Here is a 17,167-nt window from a genome sequence, read left to right on the forward strand (position 1 = left end):
AATATGATGACCCACTACCCCACCCCCGAACACGCGCGGCTCGAAGCCGAAGGCATGTATCGCCCCGACATGGAATCCGATGCCTGTGGCGTCGGCATGGTCGCGGCGACCGACGGCAAGCCGTCGCGCCGCGTTGTCGAGGCGGCGATCGAGGCGCTGCGGGCCGTGTGGCACCGCGGCGCGGTCGATGCCGATGGCAAGACGGGGGATGGGGCGGGCATCCATGTCGACCTGCCGGTCCGCTTCTTCGACGATGCGATCGCCGCATCGGGCCACAAGGTGCGCCCGAACCGCCTCGCCGTCGGCATGGTCTTCCTGCCGCGCACCGATCTGGGCGCGCAGGAGGAATGCCGCACGATCGTCGAGGCCGAGATCATCGACGCGGGCTTTACCATCTATGGCTGGCGCCAGGTGCCCGTCGACGTCTCGGTGATCGGCGACAAGGCGCAGCGCACGCGCCCCGAGATCGAGCAGATCATGATCGCCGGGCCGCTACCCGACGAACAGTCGATCGCCGAGTTCGAAAAGCAGCTCTATCTGGTCCGCCGCCGGATCGAGAAAAAGGTGATCGCGGCGCAGATCGCCGACTTCTATATCTGCAGCCTGTCGGCGCGCTCGATCATCTACAAGGGCCTGTTCCTCGCCGAAAGCCTCGGCGATTTCTATCCCGACCTAATGAACAAGCTGTTCGAAAGCCGGGTCGCGATCTTCCACCAGCGCTATTCCACCAACACCTTCCCGCAATGGTGGCTGGCGCAGCCGTTCCGCTGTCTCGCCCACAATGGCGAGATCAACACGATCCGCGGCAACAAGAACTGGATGAAGAGCCACGAGATCAAGATGGCGAGCCTCGCCTTCGGCGAGCATAGCGAAGACATCAAGCCGGTGATCCCCGCAGGCGCCAGCGACACCGCCGCGCTCGATGCGGTGTTCGAGGCGCTATGCCGCGCCGGCCGCGATGCGCCGACGGCGAAGCTGATCCTCGTCCCCGAGGCGTGGACGACCGAGTGCGACGTCCCCGACAACCACCGCGCGATGTATAGCTACCTCGCCAGCGTCATGGAGCCGTGGGACGGCCCCGCCGCGCTCGCGATGACTGACGGCCGCTGGGCGGTCGCGGGCATGGACCGCAATGCGCTGCGTCCGCTCCGCTATACGCTCACCGCCGACAATCTGCTCGTCGTCGGGTCAGAAAGCGGCATGGTGCTGCTCCCCGAAGCGAGCATCCGCAAGAAAGGCCGCCTCGGCCCCGGTCAGATGATCGCGGTCGATCTCGACGATGGCACGCTCTACGAAGATCTCGCGATCAAGGACAAGATCGCCGACGCGCAGGATTATCCCTCGCGCGTCAAGGGCTTCCGCACGATGGCCGACCTGCCCAAGGGCGGAAAGTCGAGCCTGCCTGCCTTCGAACGCCCCGAACTCCTCCGCCGCCAGGTCGCCGCGGGCCTCACCATGGAGGATATGGAACTGATCCTCTCGCCGATGGTCGAGGACGCCAAGGAAGCAATCGGATCGATGGGCGACGACACGCCTCTCGCGGTCATTTCCGACAAGCCGCGCCATGTCGCGCAATTCTTCCGCCAGAATTTCAGCCAGGTCACCAACCCGCCGATCGACAGTCTGCGCGAAAGGCATGTGATGAGCCTGAAGACGCGCTTTGCCAACCTCGCCAATATCCTCGATGAAAAGGGGCAGAGCGACCATGTCCTCGTGATCGACAGCCCTGTGCTCGTCGGGGACGACTGGGATCGCCTGCGCGCTTATTTCGGCGATGCCGTCGCCGATATCGATTGCACATTCCCCGTCGGCGGCGATGCAGCGACCTTGCGCGAAGCGATCGCGCGCGTCCGCCGCGAGGCCGAAGACGCCGTGCGTGCGGGCCGTTCGGAATTGTTCCTCTCCGACCAGAATCTGGGCGAAAATCGTGTCGGCATGGCGATGGTGCTCGCCGCCGCGGCGGTTCACACGCATCTCGTGCGCAAGGGCCTGCGCAGCTACGCCTCGATCAACGTCCGTTCGGCCGAGGTGCTCGACACCCACGCTTTCGCCGTGCTCGTCGGCGTCGGCGCGACGACGGTCCACGCCTATCTGGCCGAAGCCGCGATCGCCGATCGGCAGTCGCGCGGCCTGTTCGGCGAACTCACGCTCGACGACTGCCGCCAGCGTTTCCGCAAGGCAATCGACGACGGATTGCTCAAGATTCTCGCCAAGATGGGGATCGCGGTGATCTCCAGCTATCGCGGCGGCTATAATTTCGAGGCGGTCGGCCTCAGCCGCGCACTCGTCAACGATCTGTTCCCCGGGATGCCGGCCAAGATTTCGGGCGAAGGCTATCAATCGCTGTTCATCAACGCGACCGAGAAGCATGAGGCGGCGTTCGATGCGCGCGTCGCCACCCTGCCGATCGGCGGCTTCTATCGCCAGCGCGCGGGCGGCGAGGCGCATGCCTATTCGGCGCAACTGATGCACCTTTTGCAAACCGCGGTCGCGACCGACAGCTATTCGACCTATCTGCAATTCGCGCGCGGGGTCGCCGACCTGCCGCCGATCTATCTACGCGACCTGATGGAGTTCAATTATCCGGCGCAAGGCGTCGCGCTCGACAGCGTCGAGGCGATCACCGAAATCCGCAAGCGCTTCGTTACCCCGGGCATGTCGCTCGGCGCGCTGTCGCCCGAGGCGCATGAAACGCTGGCGATCGCGATGAACCGCATCGGCGCGAAAGCGGTGTCGGGCGAAGGCGGCGAAGCAAGCGAACGCTATCGCCCCTATGCCAATGGCGACAATGCCAACAGCAATATCAAGCAGATCGCTTCGGGCCGCTTCGGCGTCACCGCCGAATATCTCGGCGCGTGCGACGAGATCGAGATCAAGGTCGCACAGGGCGCCAAGCCCGGCGAAGGCGGACAGCTTCCGGGATTCAAAGTCACCGAGTTCATCGCGCGACTGCGCCATGCGACACCCGGCGTGACGCTGATCAGCCCGCCGCCGCATCACGATATCTATTCGATCGAGGATTTGGCGCAGCTCATCTACGATCTGAAGCAGATCAACCCGAAGGCGCGCGTCTGCGTGAAACTCGTCAGTTCGGCGGGCATCGGCACCGTCGCGGCGGGCGTCGCGAAAGCCCATGCCGACGTCATCCTTGTCGCAGGCAACACCGGCGGCACCGGCGCCAGCCCACAAACCAGCGTCAAATATGCCGGAACCCCGTGGGAAATGGGCCTGTCTGAAGTCAACCAGGTGCTCACCCTCAACGGCCTCCGCCACCGCATCCGCCTCCGCACCGACGGCGGGCTCAAGACCGGCCGCGACATTGTCATCGCCGCCATTCTCGGCGCCGAGGAATATGGCATCGGGACATTGAGCCTCGTCGCGATGGGCTGCATCATGGTGCGCCAGTGCCACAGCAACACCTGCCCCGTCGGGGTCTGCACGCAGGACGAAAAGCTGCGCCAGAAGTTCACGGGGTCGCCGGAGAAGGTCATCAACCTGATGACCTTCATCGCCGAGGAAGTGCGCGAAATCCTCGCCAAGCTGGGGGTTACGAGTCTCGACGAGGTGATCGGCCGCACCGAGCTGCTGCGTCAGGTCAGCCGCGGCGCCGAACATCTCGACGACCTCGACTTGAATCCGATCCTCGCCAAGGTCGACGCGCCCGACGATCAGCGCCGCTCGCAAGGCCCGCATTTCCGTAACCCGGTGCCCGACAGCCTCGACGCGCAGATCCTTAATGACGCGAAGCCCTTGTTCGAACGCGGCGAGCGCATGCAGCTGACGTACAATGTCCGCAACACGCACCGCGCCGTCGGCACCCGCCTGTCGGCCGAGATCACCGCGCGCTTCGGGATGAAGGGCCTCGCCGACGACCATGTCCAGGTGCGTCTGCGCGGCACCGCGGGCCAGTCATTGGGCGCCTTCCTCTGCCAGGGCATCACCTTGGAAGTGTTCGGCGACGCCAACGACTATGTCGGCAAGGGCCTGTCGGGCGGGCGCATCGTCGTGCGCCCGACGGTCTCCAGCCCACTCGTCAGCCAGCACAACAGCATCGTCGGCAACACCGTCCTTTACGGCGCGACCGCGGGCACGCTGCTTGCGGCGGGCCAGGCGGGCGAGCGTTTCGCAGTCCGCAACTCGGGCGCGAAGGTCGTTGTCGAAGGCTGCGGCGCAAACGGCTGTGAATATATGACCGGCGGCACCGCGGTGATCCTCGGCCCCGTCGGATCGAACTTCGGCGCGGGCATGACCGGCGGCATGGCCTTCATTCTCGACACCGACGATCAGTTCGAACGCCGCGCCAATCCCGAATCGATCGTCTGGCAGCGCCTCGCAAGCAACCATTGGGAAACGGTGCTCAAGGAGCTGGTCGAGGAGCATGCCAAGGCGACCGGCAGCAAATGGTCCGCCGAGATCCTCGCCGACTGGGACCGCTGGCGGACCCGTTTCTGGCAGGTTTGCCCGAAGGAAATGCTCAGCCGCCTGACGCATTCGCTGAACGAGGAAGAGGTCGAGGTCGTCGCGGCGGAGTAATTGCAAAATCCTCCCTGTGGCGCAGCCATGGGGTGGGGACCGTTCGCGAAGCGAATGGTGGAGGGGCGGCAAGGTTGCGCCATACGCCCCTCCGTCCGCGCTTCGCGCGGCCACCTCCCCATCGCTGCGCGACAGGGAGGATCACTTATCCCGACCGAAAGGCGCTTCGCCGCAAATCTCAGCCGCGTTCACCGCAGCGAAAGCGTCGATCCTCTAAAGAACGCCACTTCGCTGCCCCTCGTCCGCCGAAAGGAACGAGCCATGACCCGTATCGCCCTCGCCGCCCTCCCCCTGCTCGCGCTCGCCGCGCCGCTTCCGGCTGCCGCCAGCGAAATGAACGATACCGTCGCGACGCTCAACGACCCCGCCACGCAGGACCGGATGGCCGACACAATCACCGCGATGGTCGGCGCGCTGATGCAGATGCAGGTCGGTCCGCTCGCAAAAGCAGTGGCACAGATCGATCCCGAATCCGACGCCGCCTATATCCCGCCCGACGCGACGCTTGGCGAGGTGACCGGCCGCGACCCCTATTATGCCGAGCGCATGGGCGACGACGTCCGCGCGACGACGCGCATGGCAGGCCATGCCGCATCGGCGCTGGCGGCTTATGCCCCGGTCCTTAAGGACATGGCGCGCGACCTCGCGGCCCAATGGGAACGCGAGCGCGCCGACGCCCGCCGCTAAACCTCCCGCTCCGTCTCCCCGCTTTGTTCGCATAGCCGTTGCGCGCGGCGCCCCGCTGCCGCTATGCCAAGCCTATGTGGCAACTCTATCAATTTCCGCTCTGTCCCTTTTCGCGCAAGGTTCGCCTTTTGCTGGGCGAAAAGGGCGTCGGTTATGAATTGGTGCGCGAATCGCCGTGGGAGCGCCGCGACGAGTTCATCGACCTGAACCCGGCGGGGCGCACCCCGGTGATGGTCGATCAGGCGCGCGGGCAGGTGCTGATGGACAGCATGGCGATCGCCGAATATTTCGAGGAAACCGTCGAAGGCAAGGCGATGATCAACGGCACCGCGGCGAACCGCGCCGAAATCCGCCGCCTGACCTCCTGGTTCGACCATGATTTCTATTATGAGGTCACGGGCCCGCTGCTGTTCGAGCGCATGCAGAAACGCATCGTCCACCGCCAGCCGCCCGACGCCGGCGCGCTGCGCGAGGCGATGAAGGCGGCGAACAACCATCTCGACTATGTCGATTATCTGATCGACCACCGCACCTGGCTGGCCGGCGCGACGATGAGCCTCGCCGACCTGACCGCGGCGGCGCATATCTCGGTCGCCGATTATCTGGGCGGCATCGACTGGACCGGGCATGAGCAGACCAAGGGCTGGTATTCGGGGCTGAAGTCGCGCCCAAGCTTCCGGCCATTGCTGGCGGAGCGGATGGAAATCGTGACGCCGCCGAAATATTACGAAGACGTCGACTTCTAATCGTCGCCTTCGCGGCGGCGACGCGTACTCAGTCTCTGCTATCTGGCCACCGCGCCGCGACCAGATAATTAAGCGCCTCGCTACCGCCGAGCTTGAAGCCCTTCGCGGGCGATGGCGACAGACCGGTGCGGTCGATGACCTCCAGCCCCGCACTTTCAAGCAATTCGGTCAATTCCTCGGGCTTCAGAAACTGGTCCCAGTCGTGCGTCCCGCGCGGCACCGCGCCGACGCGCTCGGCCGCCTCGACGAGCAGCAGCTTCGACAGCATCGTGCGGTTCGGGGTCGACAGGATCATCAGCCCGCCGGGCGCGAGCCGCGCCGCGAGCTCGGCGATAAAGGCAGCGGGATCGGTGACATGTTCGACGACTTCCATCGAAGTCACGAGGTCGAAGGTCCGCCTTCCTTCTCCGTTCGCGTCGAGCGAAGTCGAGACACCCTTCGTTTGCGCATGACCGATAGGCATCTCGACTTCGTTCGATGCGAACGGGAATTGAGAATCCAATTCTCGAAGCTCGCCGGCAAAATAGTTGATCGCGAGCCCCTGCCCCGCCGCATGGTCGCGCGCTGCGGCAATATTTTCCGGCGCCGCATCGACTCCCGTAACCTTAGCGCCCATCCGCGCCAGCGGTTCGGCAAGCAACCCTGCCCCGCACCCGACGTCGATCGCCGTCTTTCCCGCCAGCGCAAACCGTTCGCGCGCATCGACATGCCAATGCGCGTCGACCTGCGCGCGAATATAGGACAGCCGCACCGGATTGAGCTTGTGCAGCATCGCCGACGATCCATGCGGATCCCACCAGTCGGCGGCCAGCGCCCCGAAATGGGCGGCTTCGTGCGGGTTGATCGTGGCAGCACTCATGCCCTGCGATGTGGCACCGTGCCTCGCGCCATGCAAGAAATTCTATCCCGCGCATGTGTTCGCGCGCTTGCCATCGCCCTCCCCCTTCCGTAACAGCCGAGCGCCGCGGAATTGTTCGAATGTTGCGGCAGAAACCAGTTTCTTGAAAGCGGGGCGAGATGGCGCGGATCGTGATGAAATTCGGGGGCACGTCGATGGCGGGCACCGAGCGGATTCGCACCGTGGCGAAACTTGTCGCGCGCGAAGTCGCCAATGGCAACGAAGTTGCGGTCGTCGTCTCGGCAATGGCGGGCGAGACCGACCGGCTCGTCAATTTCTGCCGCGAAGCGAACCCGCGCTACGACCCCGCCGAATATGACGTCGTCGTCGCTGCGGGCGAACAGATCACCTCGGGCCTGCTCGCGCTGACCTTGCAAGCGATGGGCACTCCCGCGCGCAGCTGGCTCGGCTGGCAGCTTCCGATCCGCACCGAAGAAGCCCATGCCCGCGCGCGCATCGCCGACATCGACACCGGCGCGCTCGCCGCCGCGATGGCGAAGGGCGAGGTTGCGGTGATCCCCGGCTTCCAGGGGCTGATGGACGATGGCCGCGTCTCGACGCTCGGCCGGGGGGGCTCCGACACCAGCGCGGTCGCGGTTGCCGCGGCGCTCAAGGCCGATCGCTGCGATATCTACACCGACGTCGACGGCGTCTATACCACCGACCCGCGCATCGTCGCGCGCGCGCGCAAGCTCGACTATGTGACCTATGAGGAAATGCTCGAACTCGCGAGCGTCGGCGCCAAAGTGCTCCAGACGCGCTCGGTCGGGCTCGCGATGAAAGAGGGCGTGCGCGTGCAGGTCCTCTCGAGCTTCGTCGAGGGCGATGAGGCTCCCAAAAAAGGCACGATGATCGTCAGCGACGAGGAAATAGAGGAACATCAGATGGAACGGCAGCTGATCACCGGCATCGCCCATGACAAGAATGAAGCGAAGATCATCGTCACGCGCGTGCCCGACAAGCCCGGCGCGGTCGCGAACATCTTTGGCCCGCTCGCCGCGGCGGGGATCAACGTCGACATGATCATCCAGAATGTCGGCCGCGAAAAGGGCGAGACCGACGTGACCTTCACCGTTCCCGCCACCGACCTGATCCGCTCGATCGACCTGCTCGAGGCCGCGAAGGACAAGATCGGCTTCAACCGCATCATCAGCGACGACAAGGTCGCAAAGATCAGCGTCGTCGGCGTCGGCATGAAGAGCCACGCAGGGGTCGCCAGCACGATGTTCCGTGCGCTGGCCGACCGCGGCATCAACATCCAGGCGATCTCGACCAGCGAGATCAAGGTCAGCGTGCTGATCGACGAGGACGAAACCGAACTCGCGGTGCGCGTGCTGCACACGGCTTATGGGCTCGACGCGGACTAGAGATTGCCCAAGACCCGATATTGATCGTCACCCCGGCGAACCCGAGGCCACCGATGTTATAACTCGGTTGGCGTCGGGTGCGGGATTGTCGTTTGCGAAGTCGAGTATCCCCATCAACGACCCGTGAAGGGTAGCATGGATTTCGCCGCGCATCGCACCGGGATGCAGCACGATCTTGCCGACGCGAGCCGGTGGGTCATGCTGCCAGCGCCCGGCGCTGCAGTTCCTCAGGCCGGATTGTCCGACCGTTGGTGCAGGCACAACCGCGATGATGACCGGCGCAACCATAGCGGTCTCCTACGACAATGGCATAGACACCGCCGCAGACGCCGCATTCGAGGAGCCCCCGAGAGCAGATAGGCGGGCCGACGCGCGCCATGCAAGGCGCGCGCCTTGGCCTGCTGCCCAGCCTTGAAGACGCACTCAACCTAATCCCCTGCAGCTAGCATCGCGTGTCGCGGTTTCCCGTTCCGGCTCACAAAAAATTCGATATAAGCCAAGCAGAATCTGCGGGGGCGATGCTGGTGGGTGCAAACTTAGGATCAACCACCGACGCGAATTCGGTTGCGCGATTGGCGCACCATGTCGAAATACTTCAGCGCAGAGGCTGGATGACGGACATGCCGCCCGCGATCCGGTCCAGAATTATGGACAGTGGCCGCACGATGTCCGTGAATCGTGGGCAGAGGATTTTCGCATATGGCGATCCCCCCGGCGGCATTTATGGCATATTGTCTGGCGGCATAGGCATGGAGGCGTGCTCGGGTTACCATTCTGTGCGCCTTGGCCACATCATGAGAGAGGGCGATTGGTTCGGCCATGGGCCAGCATTGGAGCGCGGCGTTCGCAGCCTTGGCTGCCGTGCCGTCGAGGACTCCCTACTTTGGACTGTGCCACTCCCGGCTTTAATCACGCTGATGCAGGATGACCCTGAAACGTCGCGCTTCGTCGGCGAACTCGCCAGCGCGAACGCCCGCATCCTGACCTATATTGCCTGCGACCTACTCATCCCCTCTGCTCCGCGTAGAATGGCAGCCGTTCTTCTCCGCGTGACGGGGGCTCTCGAAGGCGTAAGGCCCTCCGATCCCGAAGGTTATCTTCTTACCCAGTCAGAACTTGGTGAGATGGCCAATGTGTCGCGCCATCATGTCAATCGCGTCCTTGGGCAGTTCATGGAAAAGGGCTGGGTGACGAAGAGCTATAACCGGTTGCGATTGCTTGATATCCCCTCGTTGGCTGATTTTGCTTTCCATGATGAGTAATGTGACCATTCGCGCTCATCTGCGGGGGGCCAAAATGACCGCGCTTCTCAGCCAGGGAAACTGGCCTGGACGCTTGCCATGGTCGCAGGCGCAGGTTCGAAAACGACGGCAGACTAGCTTGGCAGCTTCGCTTCGAACGCCTCGATCCGGATAATTCCCAGCCGGGGATATTCGAGATCCATTATCGTGTAGCAGACCAGAGCCATAAGCGAGGTGAAGGCGACGACGTGGAGCCAACTTCGGCCTTTACCGGTTCCTTGCGAATATCCGGTCAACACCGACGCGATGATCACGCCAATGCCGATCACGATGAAAACCATGTCGGGCATGTGCGTGGTGAGCGCCATCGCGCGAACGGTCGCCAAATCAAATAGCCGATTGAGTGCGGGGAGCAGCAGCATGTTGACGCCTGGAGACGCGTCTGGCCGCGACGCGGCTTCGACAGCGTGAGACCAAAGCTCGCGCTGCAGCGCCTGGGTCGCCGCAAAGCGTTTACGAAAAGCCGACTCATCGCCTGCGACTTCATGGCTTGCGCGCCGCGACGCCTGATACCGGTCCATCGCCAAGTTCAGGCCCGGTCGCAGGTCCTGTGGCGCCAGCGAAATGGAAAGGCGCACTGTTCCGGTTGCGTTCGCCTCCTCGACGATGAGCGCCCGGCGTTCTTCGAACTGCTTGGCCGCGGATGAGAAGGACAGTGCCAACAACAGGCCCAGAAGCGCGTAAACCGCGGTTTCGATCAGACCCGTTGTCGGAATGTCGCCGCTATTCCCCCCTGCCGAATACGTCTTCCCAGTTCGACGCAACCGAGGAGCGCGAAAAAGAACCCTGGCAACGTAAGGAAGGGAACCGAAAGGAGCGCAGCGATCATCTACACCTCATGATGGTTCGAAGACCAAATGCGGCATGAGCGAAAATCGAAGCATCGCCCGAGCCCCCGAATGGAGATCAATTGGCGATAATCCGCGCGGTGCGTCCCGCAACGACGCCTGTCACGACCGCACCCCGCCGTTGCTCGCGGTATCGGATCTCTTCACAATCGACCGGATAATCACCATAGGATCGCGCGCTCACGCACTCCTCATAATTGTCATCGACGCGCTTGTTGGCAACTGCACCAGCTACACCCGTTGCCAACGCGCCCGTCACCACCCCGATCCGCCGCGCATCACGGCGCTTTTCCCAATAATTTTCATGATAGCCGCCACCATGATGCCGCCGCTCGCGTGCATCGGCGGTTACGACCAGTCCCGTCAGCATGACGAGAGCGACGGCGCCAACCGCGCGAAGTGGGGACATGCTCACAGTTTTGTGGCCGCATCTGAGAGGCGGAGTCCGGCGTCGCTCGCCGAGCAGAGCGTGGCAAGTTTGACGACCGTGTCAGCCATCCAGCTCTTTGTCAGCGGGCGCGCCGCCGGATTAACACCGTCGCGCCCCGATAGAAAACCGTGAACCCATAACATGGTGCTCGCGAGGTCATCCTGCGCGGCATTGGCAAGCGCCTTTTGAGCCGCGGTAGCCTTTGCATCGGGCTGGGCCACCTTGATCGCTGCCATATACTGGCCGCATGTCACGTCGAGAAGGTCGGCCTCGGCGCTAGCGGGCGTTGCCCCATTCGCGGCCGGATGAAAAATCATGATCAGGGCGGCCGCGCCAGCGGCAGGAAATGAACGTCGCATCAAAAATTCCTTTTAGGAAAGTTAGAAACCGGCTTTTAAACGAAGTGAGGAAACGACAGCGGTGCGTCGGTCGGGCACAGCGCCATCGATGACCTGAACGTCGGCGGTTAGTCGAAACGGCTTGCCAATCTGGACAGTATAAAAGGCTTCGAGTCCCTGCTCGTCGCGGATACGCGCGATCGGAGCGGCGGCATCAATGATCAGATTGCTGAAGCTTTGGCGGAAATAAGCGAAGCCGAAGCGGTCGTCGGGGCGCGATAGCCAGGGTTGACCACCAACTCCCAGATGCATGCTCCAGTCGAGCGGTGTCGGATTTCCGTCGGACAGCCCAACCTGTCCGAATACACCCCAACCGCGCCCCTTCGCTGTCGGGTTCATCCACAGAAACTGCTGAAAGGCGTATGTGACGTTCCATGCCCCCTTGTTCGTGCCGGTCACGCGGGTTTCAGGCGGCAACACCAACTCGGGGAGATCGTTCAAATCGAAGCCGGTTTTGGTATTCACCGACGCTTTGAAATTCTGATAGCCGGGTTTGCCGCCTATCGTCACCGGTACCATTGCCGACGCCAGGAAGGACGTGCCGCTGCCGAACGGATCTTCGAATCCCGTTTTGTTCGTCTGGTTTGCGGGGTCGTAGACCCACAAGCCGAACACCGCCGATTTTGTCGGGATCGACAGCATCGCGCCCAGAAGCGATGGTGGCACAAGCCCGCTCGGCGGAGCGGCGAGCGCAATGTTCTGAAATCCGTCAAGTCCGCCGCCACCGACGATCGGAGTCTTCGCCACAAGATCGAACAAGTTGATCTTGCCGATATTGAGTGACGCCGATTCGCCTATTTTCACGGTAGCATGCATCGACAAGTCGAAATCCTCGCCGCCGTTGCTCGGAAACATGAGCGCGGTGTTCAAGGGCAGCACGCTGCCGTCGCCTATATCATTCACATTGTTCCCGAAGACGAATTCCGGGTGGAGGTTGATGGTAATCCGGTCGTTGATCGGCGCCGCGATGCTGACATCGAGACGTCCCCCCAGTTGCGGGTCGCTATTGCCGTCGCCAGCAATCTTGGCGCCCGTGAAAATCGTTGCCGATCCGCTCACTGAGGGTGCCTCTGCGAATGCTGTCCCCGGCGAAACGACACAGAACAGAACGGCTATTGTTCGCAAATTGGGACGGGGCATCGCTTTGCCTCCTGCAAAGAAGTTGTCCAAGCTCCGCCTTGGCCCGAAAGCGCAGTGCCCGGAGCAGATGGCCTTGTGGGACGGGCCCGTCAGGGCTGGCTGTAGATGGTTTTGCCGTCCTTCAGCGTTTCGATGACCTTGATGTCTTTAATGGCTTCCGGTGCAACTTTGGTGGGGTCGGCGGAGAGGATCACCAGGTCGGCTCGCTTGCCGACAGCAATCGATCCCTTGGACGCTTCTTCGCGGTACTGGTACGCCGCGTTGATCGTGATGGCCTGCAGCGCCTGATAGGCGGTGATCCGCTGATCGGCTCCCAGAGTCCCGCCAGACCGCAATTGCCGGTTTACGGCCGTCCACACCGTCATCAACTGGTCGATGGGGACGACAAAGGCATCGGTATGATTGGTTGGACGGAGACCGGCATCGATCGCGGCCTTCATGGGACTGATGAAGCTCGACTGCTTCGGGCCGCGATTGGCGACATGGGTATCGCCAAAAAAGAATGTGTGATCCGTGAACAGCGACGGGATGATCTTCATCTTCGCAAACGCAGCGATCTGATCAGGCCGAATGAACTGGCAGTGGATGCAGGTGGTACGCCGATCTTTGGCGATATCGGCTCCGGCCATCTCCTGATGGGTCGCGATGATGAAATCGATCGCCGCATCCCCGTTCCCGTGCATCAGAACTTGCAGATCATTATCGTAGCACGTCTTCACCATTGCCCCGATGGCATCGAGGGGAATACTGGGTTCGCCTTTCCAGTCCTTCTCGCCGCCCGGACCACCGGTCAGATAGGGCGTTGTGAACCAGGCCGTCTTGCCTTGCGGCGAGCCATCCACCGTGACCTTGCACCCACCGATCTTCAATCGCTGGTTATACTTTCCGAATGTCGACGGCGGATTGGATTTCAATATGGATTCAAGATCGACGATAAAGGGGTAGGCAATGACATCAATAATAAGCCCGTCGTTGGACGCGACCCGCTGGAGTTGCTGCAGCATGGGCTGAGTGGTGGCGCCTTCCTGAGCGGTCGTGACGCCCGCTGCGGCATAAAGAAGCTGCCCTGACCGGGCGGCCGCCATTTCCTGCTCCTCATTGGGCGACGGAAGCTTGGCATGCATGGGCAGATAGCCCGCTTCCATTACCAGCCCCTGCAATTCCTGCGTGCCTGGCCGACGCAGAATGACCCCGCCTGCAGGCGTCGGCATTCCATCCTTGTAGCCATAGAGTTCCATGGCCTTGGAGTTGATGACGGCGCCGTGCATGGAGACGTGAATCACGCCAACAGGATTGTCCGGAAACGCCTTGTCGAGGATCTCGCGCGACAGCACTTGCCCTTTAGGCATCAAGTTTTCGTCATAGCCCCATCCGAGCAGCAGCTCCCCCGGCTTCAAGCTCTTGGCGGCGGCGCCCTCTTGCAGTGCCGCGACAATCTCGTCTGGATTGGAAGCCGGGCCGACCGGGGGGCCAGAAACATTCACACGATCGGCCAGCGCGAGTGAATCGATGAAATGGCTGTGGGGATCGATAAAACCGGGCAGCAATGCCTTTCCGCCTAGATCCTTGACGACGGTATTGGTGCCCTTCCGCGCCATCGCCTCGGCGTCGCTGCCGGCAAAGACAATCTTGCCGCCGTCCACCACCACGGCTTCAACATAGGCGGGCTGATCGCCTTCCATCGTGAGAATCGGTCCGCCACGAATAATGGTGCTCGGTCCCGCCTCTTCTGTCGGAACACTAGCGCATCCAGCGAGGGCTACCGCAGAAGCAAGAAACATCGAACGAAAAGCAGTATGGACCCGGAACATCGCAGCCTCCCCCATTAAACAGAAGCTGTCTTGCATATCGATGATGCAGAGAATATCGCATTTCCAGCAAATGGCGGCTTCCAGCGATTTATAACATAAGTGCACCCGGGAAAGCGGGGATGACGGGATATGTCCTGGAAAGCGGCGGCCGCTTTCGGACTATTCGGCGGCTACCGCAGCCGAGCTACCACTTTCCATGCGACGCAGCCGCGCCTGCCCGACGAAATGCACCACCGCAATGTGAACCGCAAACAGCCCGAATTTCGACGCCAGCGGGAAAATGCCGATGAACATTGGCCACCACTGGGTGAAGAACAGCGCGACGATCAGATTGAGCCCCGCGCTCGCGAACATCAGCGCCGACCAGATCATGCCGAAACGGTCCATGACGTCGCCGACCAACGCCATCTGCGCGGGCGGGATATATCGGCTCAGCCAGCCCTTGCGCAGCATCACCATGCCGACGATCAGATAGACCACCGTCGGCTTCGCCATCACGAAGCGCGGGTCGCCGGTGAGCAGGGTTGCGGCAGCGGTGAACAGCACCGACGCCAAGCTGATCCATTGCAGTGCCGCGACCTGATGCCCGCGCGCCAGCTCATAGCCGACCACCGCGACCGCGACGACGGTGCCCGCGATCACGGCGGGAACGATCCCGGCGCCGGTGGCGAGCAGGATCGCAAAGACGATGATTCCCAAGGAATCGAAAAGCATCGGCCCCAAGGCATAGAGCAAGGTTCGCATGACCTTTCCTTCCGCGCTGCGATGTTATCGACGTCAACATGGGCGCAGTTAGCGAGTCGGGTCAAGTCAAAATTGACATTGTTAACATTGACCGCGCCGGAACGCCGCCCGCACGCGTCGAACCGAGACTTAGTCGCGCAGCCGCACCGTCGCCGTCACCGACAGGCCCGGCCGCAGCTGCTTCAGCGCCGCCTGCCCCGGGTCAAGATGGATGCGCACCCCAACGCGCTGGACGATCTTGGTGAAATTGCCCGATCCAGGCTCGAACGGCAGCAGGGTGAACTCGCTCGCCGATCCCGGCGCCAGGCTTTCGATCGTTCCGGTTACCGTGTCGCCGAGCGCGTCGACATAGACGTCGGCCTTTTGTCCGGGCCGCATCTCGCGCGTCTGCGTTTCCTTGAAATTGGCGACGACATAGATCGACCGCACCGGCACCACCGACAGCAGGCGCGAACCCGGCTGGACATAGTCGCCGACCTGGATGCGGCGGTTCCCCACGACACCATCGATCGGCGCGATGACGAGCGTATGGCCGCGGTCGAGCTTTGCGAGCGCCAGCGCGGCGCGCGCCTTGGCGGCAGCGGCTTCGGCTGCCTGCACCCGCGCCGCAAGGATCGGCCCCTTTGCCTGCGTCACCGACGCCTCCTCGATGCTGGCCCCCAGGTCGGCGCGCGAACGCTGCGCTGCCGAGGCGGCACCGATCGCGGTCGAATCGACCTGTTCGGCGTCGCGTCGGGTGACGAAGCCATCGACGAGCAGCGCATTATAGCGGCGCCGGTCGGCCGACGCGCGCGCCGATTCGGCGTCGGCGGCGGCGATCTGCGTGTTGATCGAACGAATATGCGCGGCGGCAAGCTTCTGCTCAGCGCCAAGCGAGGCGAGCGTCGCGCGCGCGGTCGCGACCTGCGCATCGGCGTCGGCGACTGCTGCCTCCGCCGCGAGCAGGCGCGAGTCATAATCGCGCACGTCGATGCGGACGAGCGGATCGCCGGCCCTCACCGCCTGATTGTCGCGCACCAGCACCGCAGTGACGAGCCCGCCGACGCGCGGCGCGACCTCGCTGGCATCGGCTTGCAGATAGGCGTTGTCGGTCGACTCCACTGTGCGCGGCGCGAGCAGCCACCAAACACCGATGGCCGCAATCAAAAGCGCGATCGCGCCGACCTTCCAAGCCTTTTTCGGAATCGACATCGTGCGGCGAACCGGCGCTTCAGCCTCGATTGTCACCGGCGCGTTCATTGCTGGATCACCAGCAGCGTCGAGGTCGCGGTCGCGAGGATGCGCCCTTCCGCATCGGTCAGCTTCGCCTCGACATAGGCGACGCGGCGGCCGATCGAGATCACATGGCCCTCAGCACGGACCTTGCCCGTCTTGCCGGTCATCGCCTTGAGATACGAGGTCTTGAGCTCGAGCGTCGTCATCGCCTGATCGTCGGCAAGCTGGGTCACGACCGCGATTCCGCAGGCCGAATCGAGCAAAGTCGCGGCATAACCGCCATGGACGATACCCATCGGATTAAAATGCTCGGGTCCGGGTACGCCCTCGAACGCGGCCCAGCCCTCGCCGGCGTCGACAAGCTGGAACCCCAGCGTCTCGCCGATCGGAGGGCGTCCGCCAGTTGCTATCAGCCCCTGCACCTTCGCCAGCGTCATTGCGCGGTCTCCAGTCCGTAACGCGCGACGATGCTCGCGTGCGTGTCGGCGAGCATCGCATCGGACAGCGCCGGATCGCCGACCGCACGCGCAAGCGCGACGCCGCCGACCAGTTGCGCGAGCAAGGCGTACGATTCCGCCTGCGCGTCCGCAAACCCAAGCTTCGCCAGCGGCGCCGCGAGGCGGCTCGCAATCCCTTCCACCCCCGCGCCGAACCGTTCGCGTGTCGCGGGTTGCGAGCGTGCGAAATCGCCCGACAAAGTTGGCAGCGGGCAACCTCGGTCGCGGCTGTCGCGGTGCTTGGCCGAGAGGTAGAAATCGACATAGGCGCGCAACACGCTGCGCGGATCACCGTCGGTGTCGATCCGCTCGGTCCGTGCGCGCGCATCGGCGAACATCGCGCCGATCGCCTCATTCACCAGCGCGTCCTTCGACGGAAAATGGGCATAGAAGCCGCCGTGCGTCAGTCCGGCGCGCGCCATGATCCCCGACACCGCGACATTGTCGGGTCCCTTGGCGCGGATCTCCTTCGCCGCCTCTTTCAAAACGCGCTCGCGCGTCTCGGCTTTGTGGGTTTGTGAATAGCGCACTTGCGTCTCCTTTTATATGACG

General features: G+C 63.1%; 16 protein-coding genes. 5 read left to right on the forward strand and 11 right to left on the reverse strand.

Translation table 11 applies throughout. From position 1 onward, the window contains the following. Positions 1-3: 3 nt before the first annotated feature. From gltB to SKP52_RS14195, 3 genes are all read left to right on the forward strand, one after another. Positions 4-4,533 carry a glutamate synthase large subunit gene (gene gltB / locus SKP52_RS14185; RefSeq protein ID WP_039575715.1) on the forward strand — a complete coding sequence of 1,510 codons (4,530 nt, stop codon included), beginning with the start codon at positions 4-6 and terminating at the stop codon, positions 4,531-4,533. A 261-nt stretch (positions 4,534-4,794) separates the two neighbouring features. Next, positions 4,795-5,220 carry a hypothetical protein gene (locus SKP52_RS14190; protein WP_039575716.1) on the forward strand — a complete coding sequence of 142 codons (426 nt, stop codon included), beginning with the start codon at positions 4,795-4,797 and terminating at the stop codon, positions 5,218-5,220. A gap of 74 nt (positions 5,221-5,294) precedes the next feature. After that, a complete protein-coding gene (locus SKP52_RS14195) occupies positions 5,295-5,966 on the forward strand; it encodes a glutathione S-transferase family protein (protein ID WP_039575719.1) in 672 nt (223 codons plus the stop codon). A gap of 28 nt (positions 5,967-5,994) precedes the next feature. Here the strand turns inward: SKP52_RS14195 and ubiG are convergent, their stop codons facing one another. Beyond that, the gene (ubiG, locus tag SKP52_RS14200) at positions 5,995-6,825 is read right to left on the reverse strand and encodes a bifunctional 2-polyprenyl-6-hydroxyphenol methylase/3-demethylubiquinol 3-O-methyltransferase UbiG (protein WP_081997379.1); all 831 of its coding nucleotides are present in this window, start codon (positions 6,823-6,825) and stop codon (positions 5,995-5,997) included. A gap of 158 nt (positions 6,826-6,983) precedes the next feature. Here ubiG and SKP52_RS14205 point away from each other — a divergent pair, with 158 nt between their 5' ends. After that, positions 6,984-8,231: an aspartate kinase gene (locus SKP52_RS14205; protein WP_039575721.1), complete on the forward strand. Its 1,248-nt coding sequence runs from the start codon at positions 6,984-6,986 to the stop codon at positions 8,229-8,231. Between the two features lie 196 nt (positions 8,232-8,427). On the opposite strand, the gene SKP52_RS27475 is transcribed toward SKP52_RS14205, so the two are convergent. Then, entirely contained in the window at positions 8,428-8,610 is a 183-nt protein-coding gene (locus SKP52_RS27475; protein ID WP_407695032.1) for a recombinase zinc beta ribbon domain-containing protein, read from the reverse strand. A 241-nt stretch (positions 8,611-8,851) separates the two neighbouring features. Here SKP52_RS27475 and SKP52_RS14215 point away from each other — a divergent pair, with 241 nt between their 5' ends. Then, a complete protein-coding gene (locus SKP52_RS14215) occupies positions 8,852-9,493 on the forward strand; it encodes a Crp/Fnr family transcriptional regulator (RefSeq protein ID WP_228383654.1) in 642 nt (213 codons plus the stop codon). A gap of 113 nt (positions 9,494-9,606) precedes the next feature. Here SKP52_RS14215 and SKP52_RS14220 read toward each other — a convergent pair whose 3' ends face one another. The 9 genes from SKP52_RS14220 to SKP52_RS14260 form a co-directional block, all read right to left on the reverse strand. Continuing rightward, positions 9,607-10,194, reverse strand: coding sequence for a bestrophin-like domain (locus SKP52_RS14220; protein WP_160292424.1), 588 nt, complete (start codon positions 10,192-10,194; stop codon positions 9,607-9,609). A 244-nt stretch (positions 10,195-10,438) separates the two neighbouring features. Continuing rightward, positions 10,439-10,789 (reverse strand): hypothetical protein, encoded by a 351-nt coding sequence (locus SKP52_RS14225; RefSeq protein WP_039575731.1) that lies wholly within the window; start codon positions 10,787-10,789, stop codon positions 10,439-10,441. Positions 10,790-10,791: 2 nt separating this feature from the next. Beyond that, the gene (locus SKP52_RS14230; protein WP_039575734.1) at positions 10,792-11,169 is read right to left on the reverse strand and encodes a hypothetical protein; all 378 of its coding nucleotides are present in this window, start codon (positions 11,167-11,169) and stop codon (positions 10,792-10,794) included. Positions 11,170-11,190: 21 nt separating this feature from the next. Next, complete coding sequence (locus SKP52_RS14235; protein WP_081997380.1) at positions 11,191-12,378, reverse strand: carbohydrate porin; 1,188 nt, start codon at positions 12,376-12,378, stop codon at positions 11,191-11,193. Between the two features lie 59 nt (positions 12,379-12,437). Further along, complete coding sequence (locus SKP52_RS14240; protein WP_228383655.1) at positions 12,438-14,195, reverse strand: amidohydrolase; 1,758 nt, start codon at positions 14,193-14,195, stop codon at positions 12,438-12,440. Positions 14,196-14,318: 123 nt separating this feature from the next. Beyond that, positions 14,319-14,903: a septation protein IspZ gene (locus SKP52_RS14245; RefSeq protein ID WP_039575735.1), complete on the reverse strand. Its 585-nt coding sequence runs from the start codon at positions 14,901-14,903 to the stop codon at positions 14,319-14,321. A gap of 129 nt (positions 14,904-15,032) precedes the next feature. Continuing rightward, on the reverse strand, positions 15,033-16,130 hold the full coding sequence (locus SKP52_RS14250; RefSeq protein WP_228383656.1) for an HlyD family secretion protein: 1,098 nt from the start codon (positions 16,128-16,130) through the stop codon (positions 15,033-15,035). Between the two features lie 8 nt (positions 16,131-16,138). Beyond that, a complete protein-coding gene (locus tag SKP52_RS14255; RefSeq protein WP_039575741.1) occupies positions 16,139-16,555 on the reverse strand; it encodes a PaaI family thioesterase in 417 nt (138 codons plus the stop codon). Then, positions 16,552-17,145, reverse strand: a complete 594-nt coding sequence (locus SKP52_RS14260; RefSeq protein WP_039575743.1) for a TetR/AcrR family transcriptional regulator — start codon at positions 17,143-17,145, stop codon at positions 16,552-16,554. The genes SKP52_RS14255 and SKP52_RS14260 overlap by 4 nt, the downstream gene beginning before the upstream one ends. Positions 17,146-17,167: the final 22 nt, after the last annotated feature.

Source organism: Sphingopyxis fribergensis, from assembly GCF_000803645.1.
Classification (GTDB): Bacteria; Pseudomonadota; Alphaproteobacteria; order Sphingomonadales; family Sphingomonadaceae; genus Sphingopyxis; species Sphingopyxis fribergensis.

What these genes read in the sequence shown, in the direction of transcription:
- gltB (WP_039575715.1), top strand. Translation starts at nt 4, where the DNA reads ATGATGACCCACTACCCCACCCCCGAACACGCGCGGCTCGAAGCCGAA.
- SKP52_RS14190 (WP_039575716.1), top strand. Translation starts at nt 4,795, where the DNA reads ATGACCCGTATCGCCCTCGCCGCCCTCCCCCTGCTCGCGCTCGCCGCG.
- SKP52_RS14195 (WP_039575719.1), top strand. Translation starts at nt 5,295, where the DNA reads ATGTGGCAACTCTATCAATTTCCGCTCTGTCCCTTTTCGCGCAAGGTT.
- ubiG (WP_081997379.1), bottom strand. Translation starts at nt 6,825, where the DNA reads ATGAGTGCTGCCACGATCAACCCGCACGAAGCCGCCCATTTCGGGGCG.
- SKP52_RS14205 (WP_039575721.1), top strand. Translation starts at nt 6,984, where the DNA reads ATGGCGCGGATCGTGATGAAATTCGGGGGCACGTCGATGGCGGGCACC.
- SKP52_RS27475 (WP_407695032.1), bottom strand. Translation starts at nt 8,610, where the DNA reads ATGGCGCGCGTCGGCCCGCCTATCTGCTCTCGGGGGCTCCTCGAATGC.
- SKP52_RS14215 (WP_228383654.1), top strand. Translation starts at nt 8,852, where the DNA reads ATGCCGCCCGCGATCCGGTCCAGAATTATGGACAGTGGCCGCACGATG.
- SKP52_RS14225 (WP_039575731.1), bottom strand. Translation starts at nt 10,789, where the DNA reads ATGTCCCCACTTCGCGCGGTTGGCGCCGTCGCTCTCGTCATGCTGACG.
- SKP52_RS14230 (WP_039575734.1), bottom strand. Translation starts at nt 11,169, where the DNA reads ATGCGACGTTCATTTCCTGCCGCTGGCGCGGCCGCCCTGATCATGATT.
- SKP52_RS14240 (WP_228383655.1), bottom strand. Translation starts at nt 14,195, where the DNA reads ATGCAAGACAGCTTCTGTTTAATGGGGGAGGCTGCGATGTTCCGGGTC.
- SKP52_RS14245 (WP_039575735.1), bottom strand. Translation starts at nt 14,903, where the DNA reads ATGCGAACCTTGCTCTATGCCTTGGGGCCGATGCTTTTCGATTCCTTG.
- SKP52_RS14255 (WP_039575741.1), bottom strand. Translation starts at nt 16,555, where the DNA reads ATGACGCTGGCGAAGGTGCAGGGGCTGATAGCAACTGGCGGACGCCCT.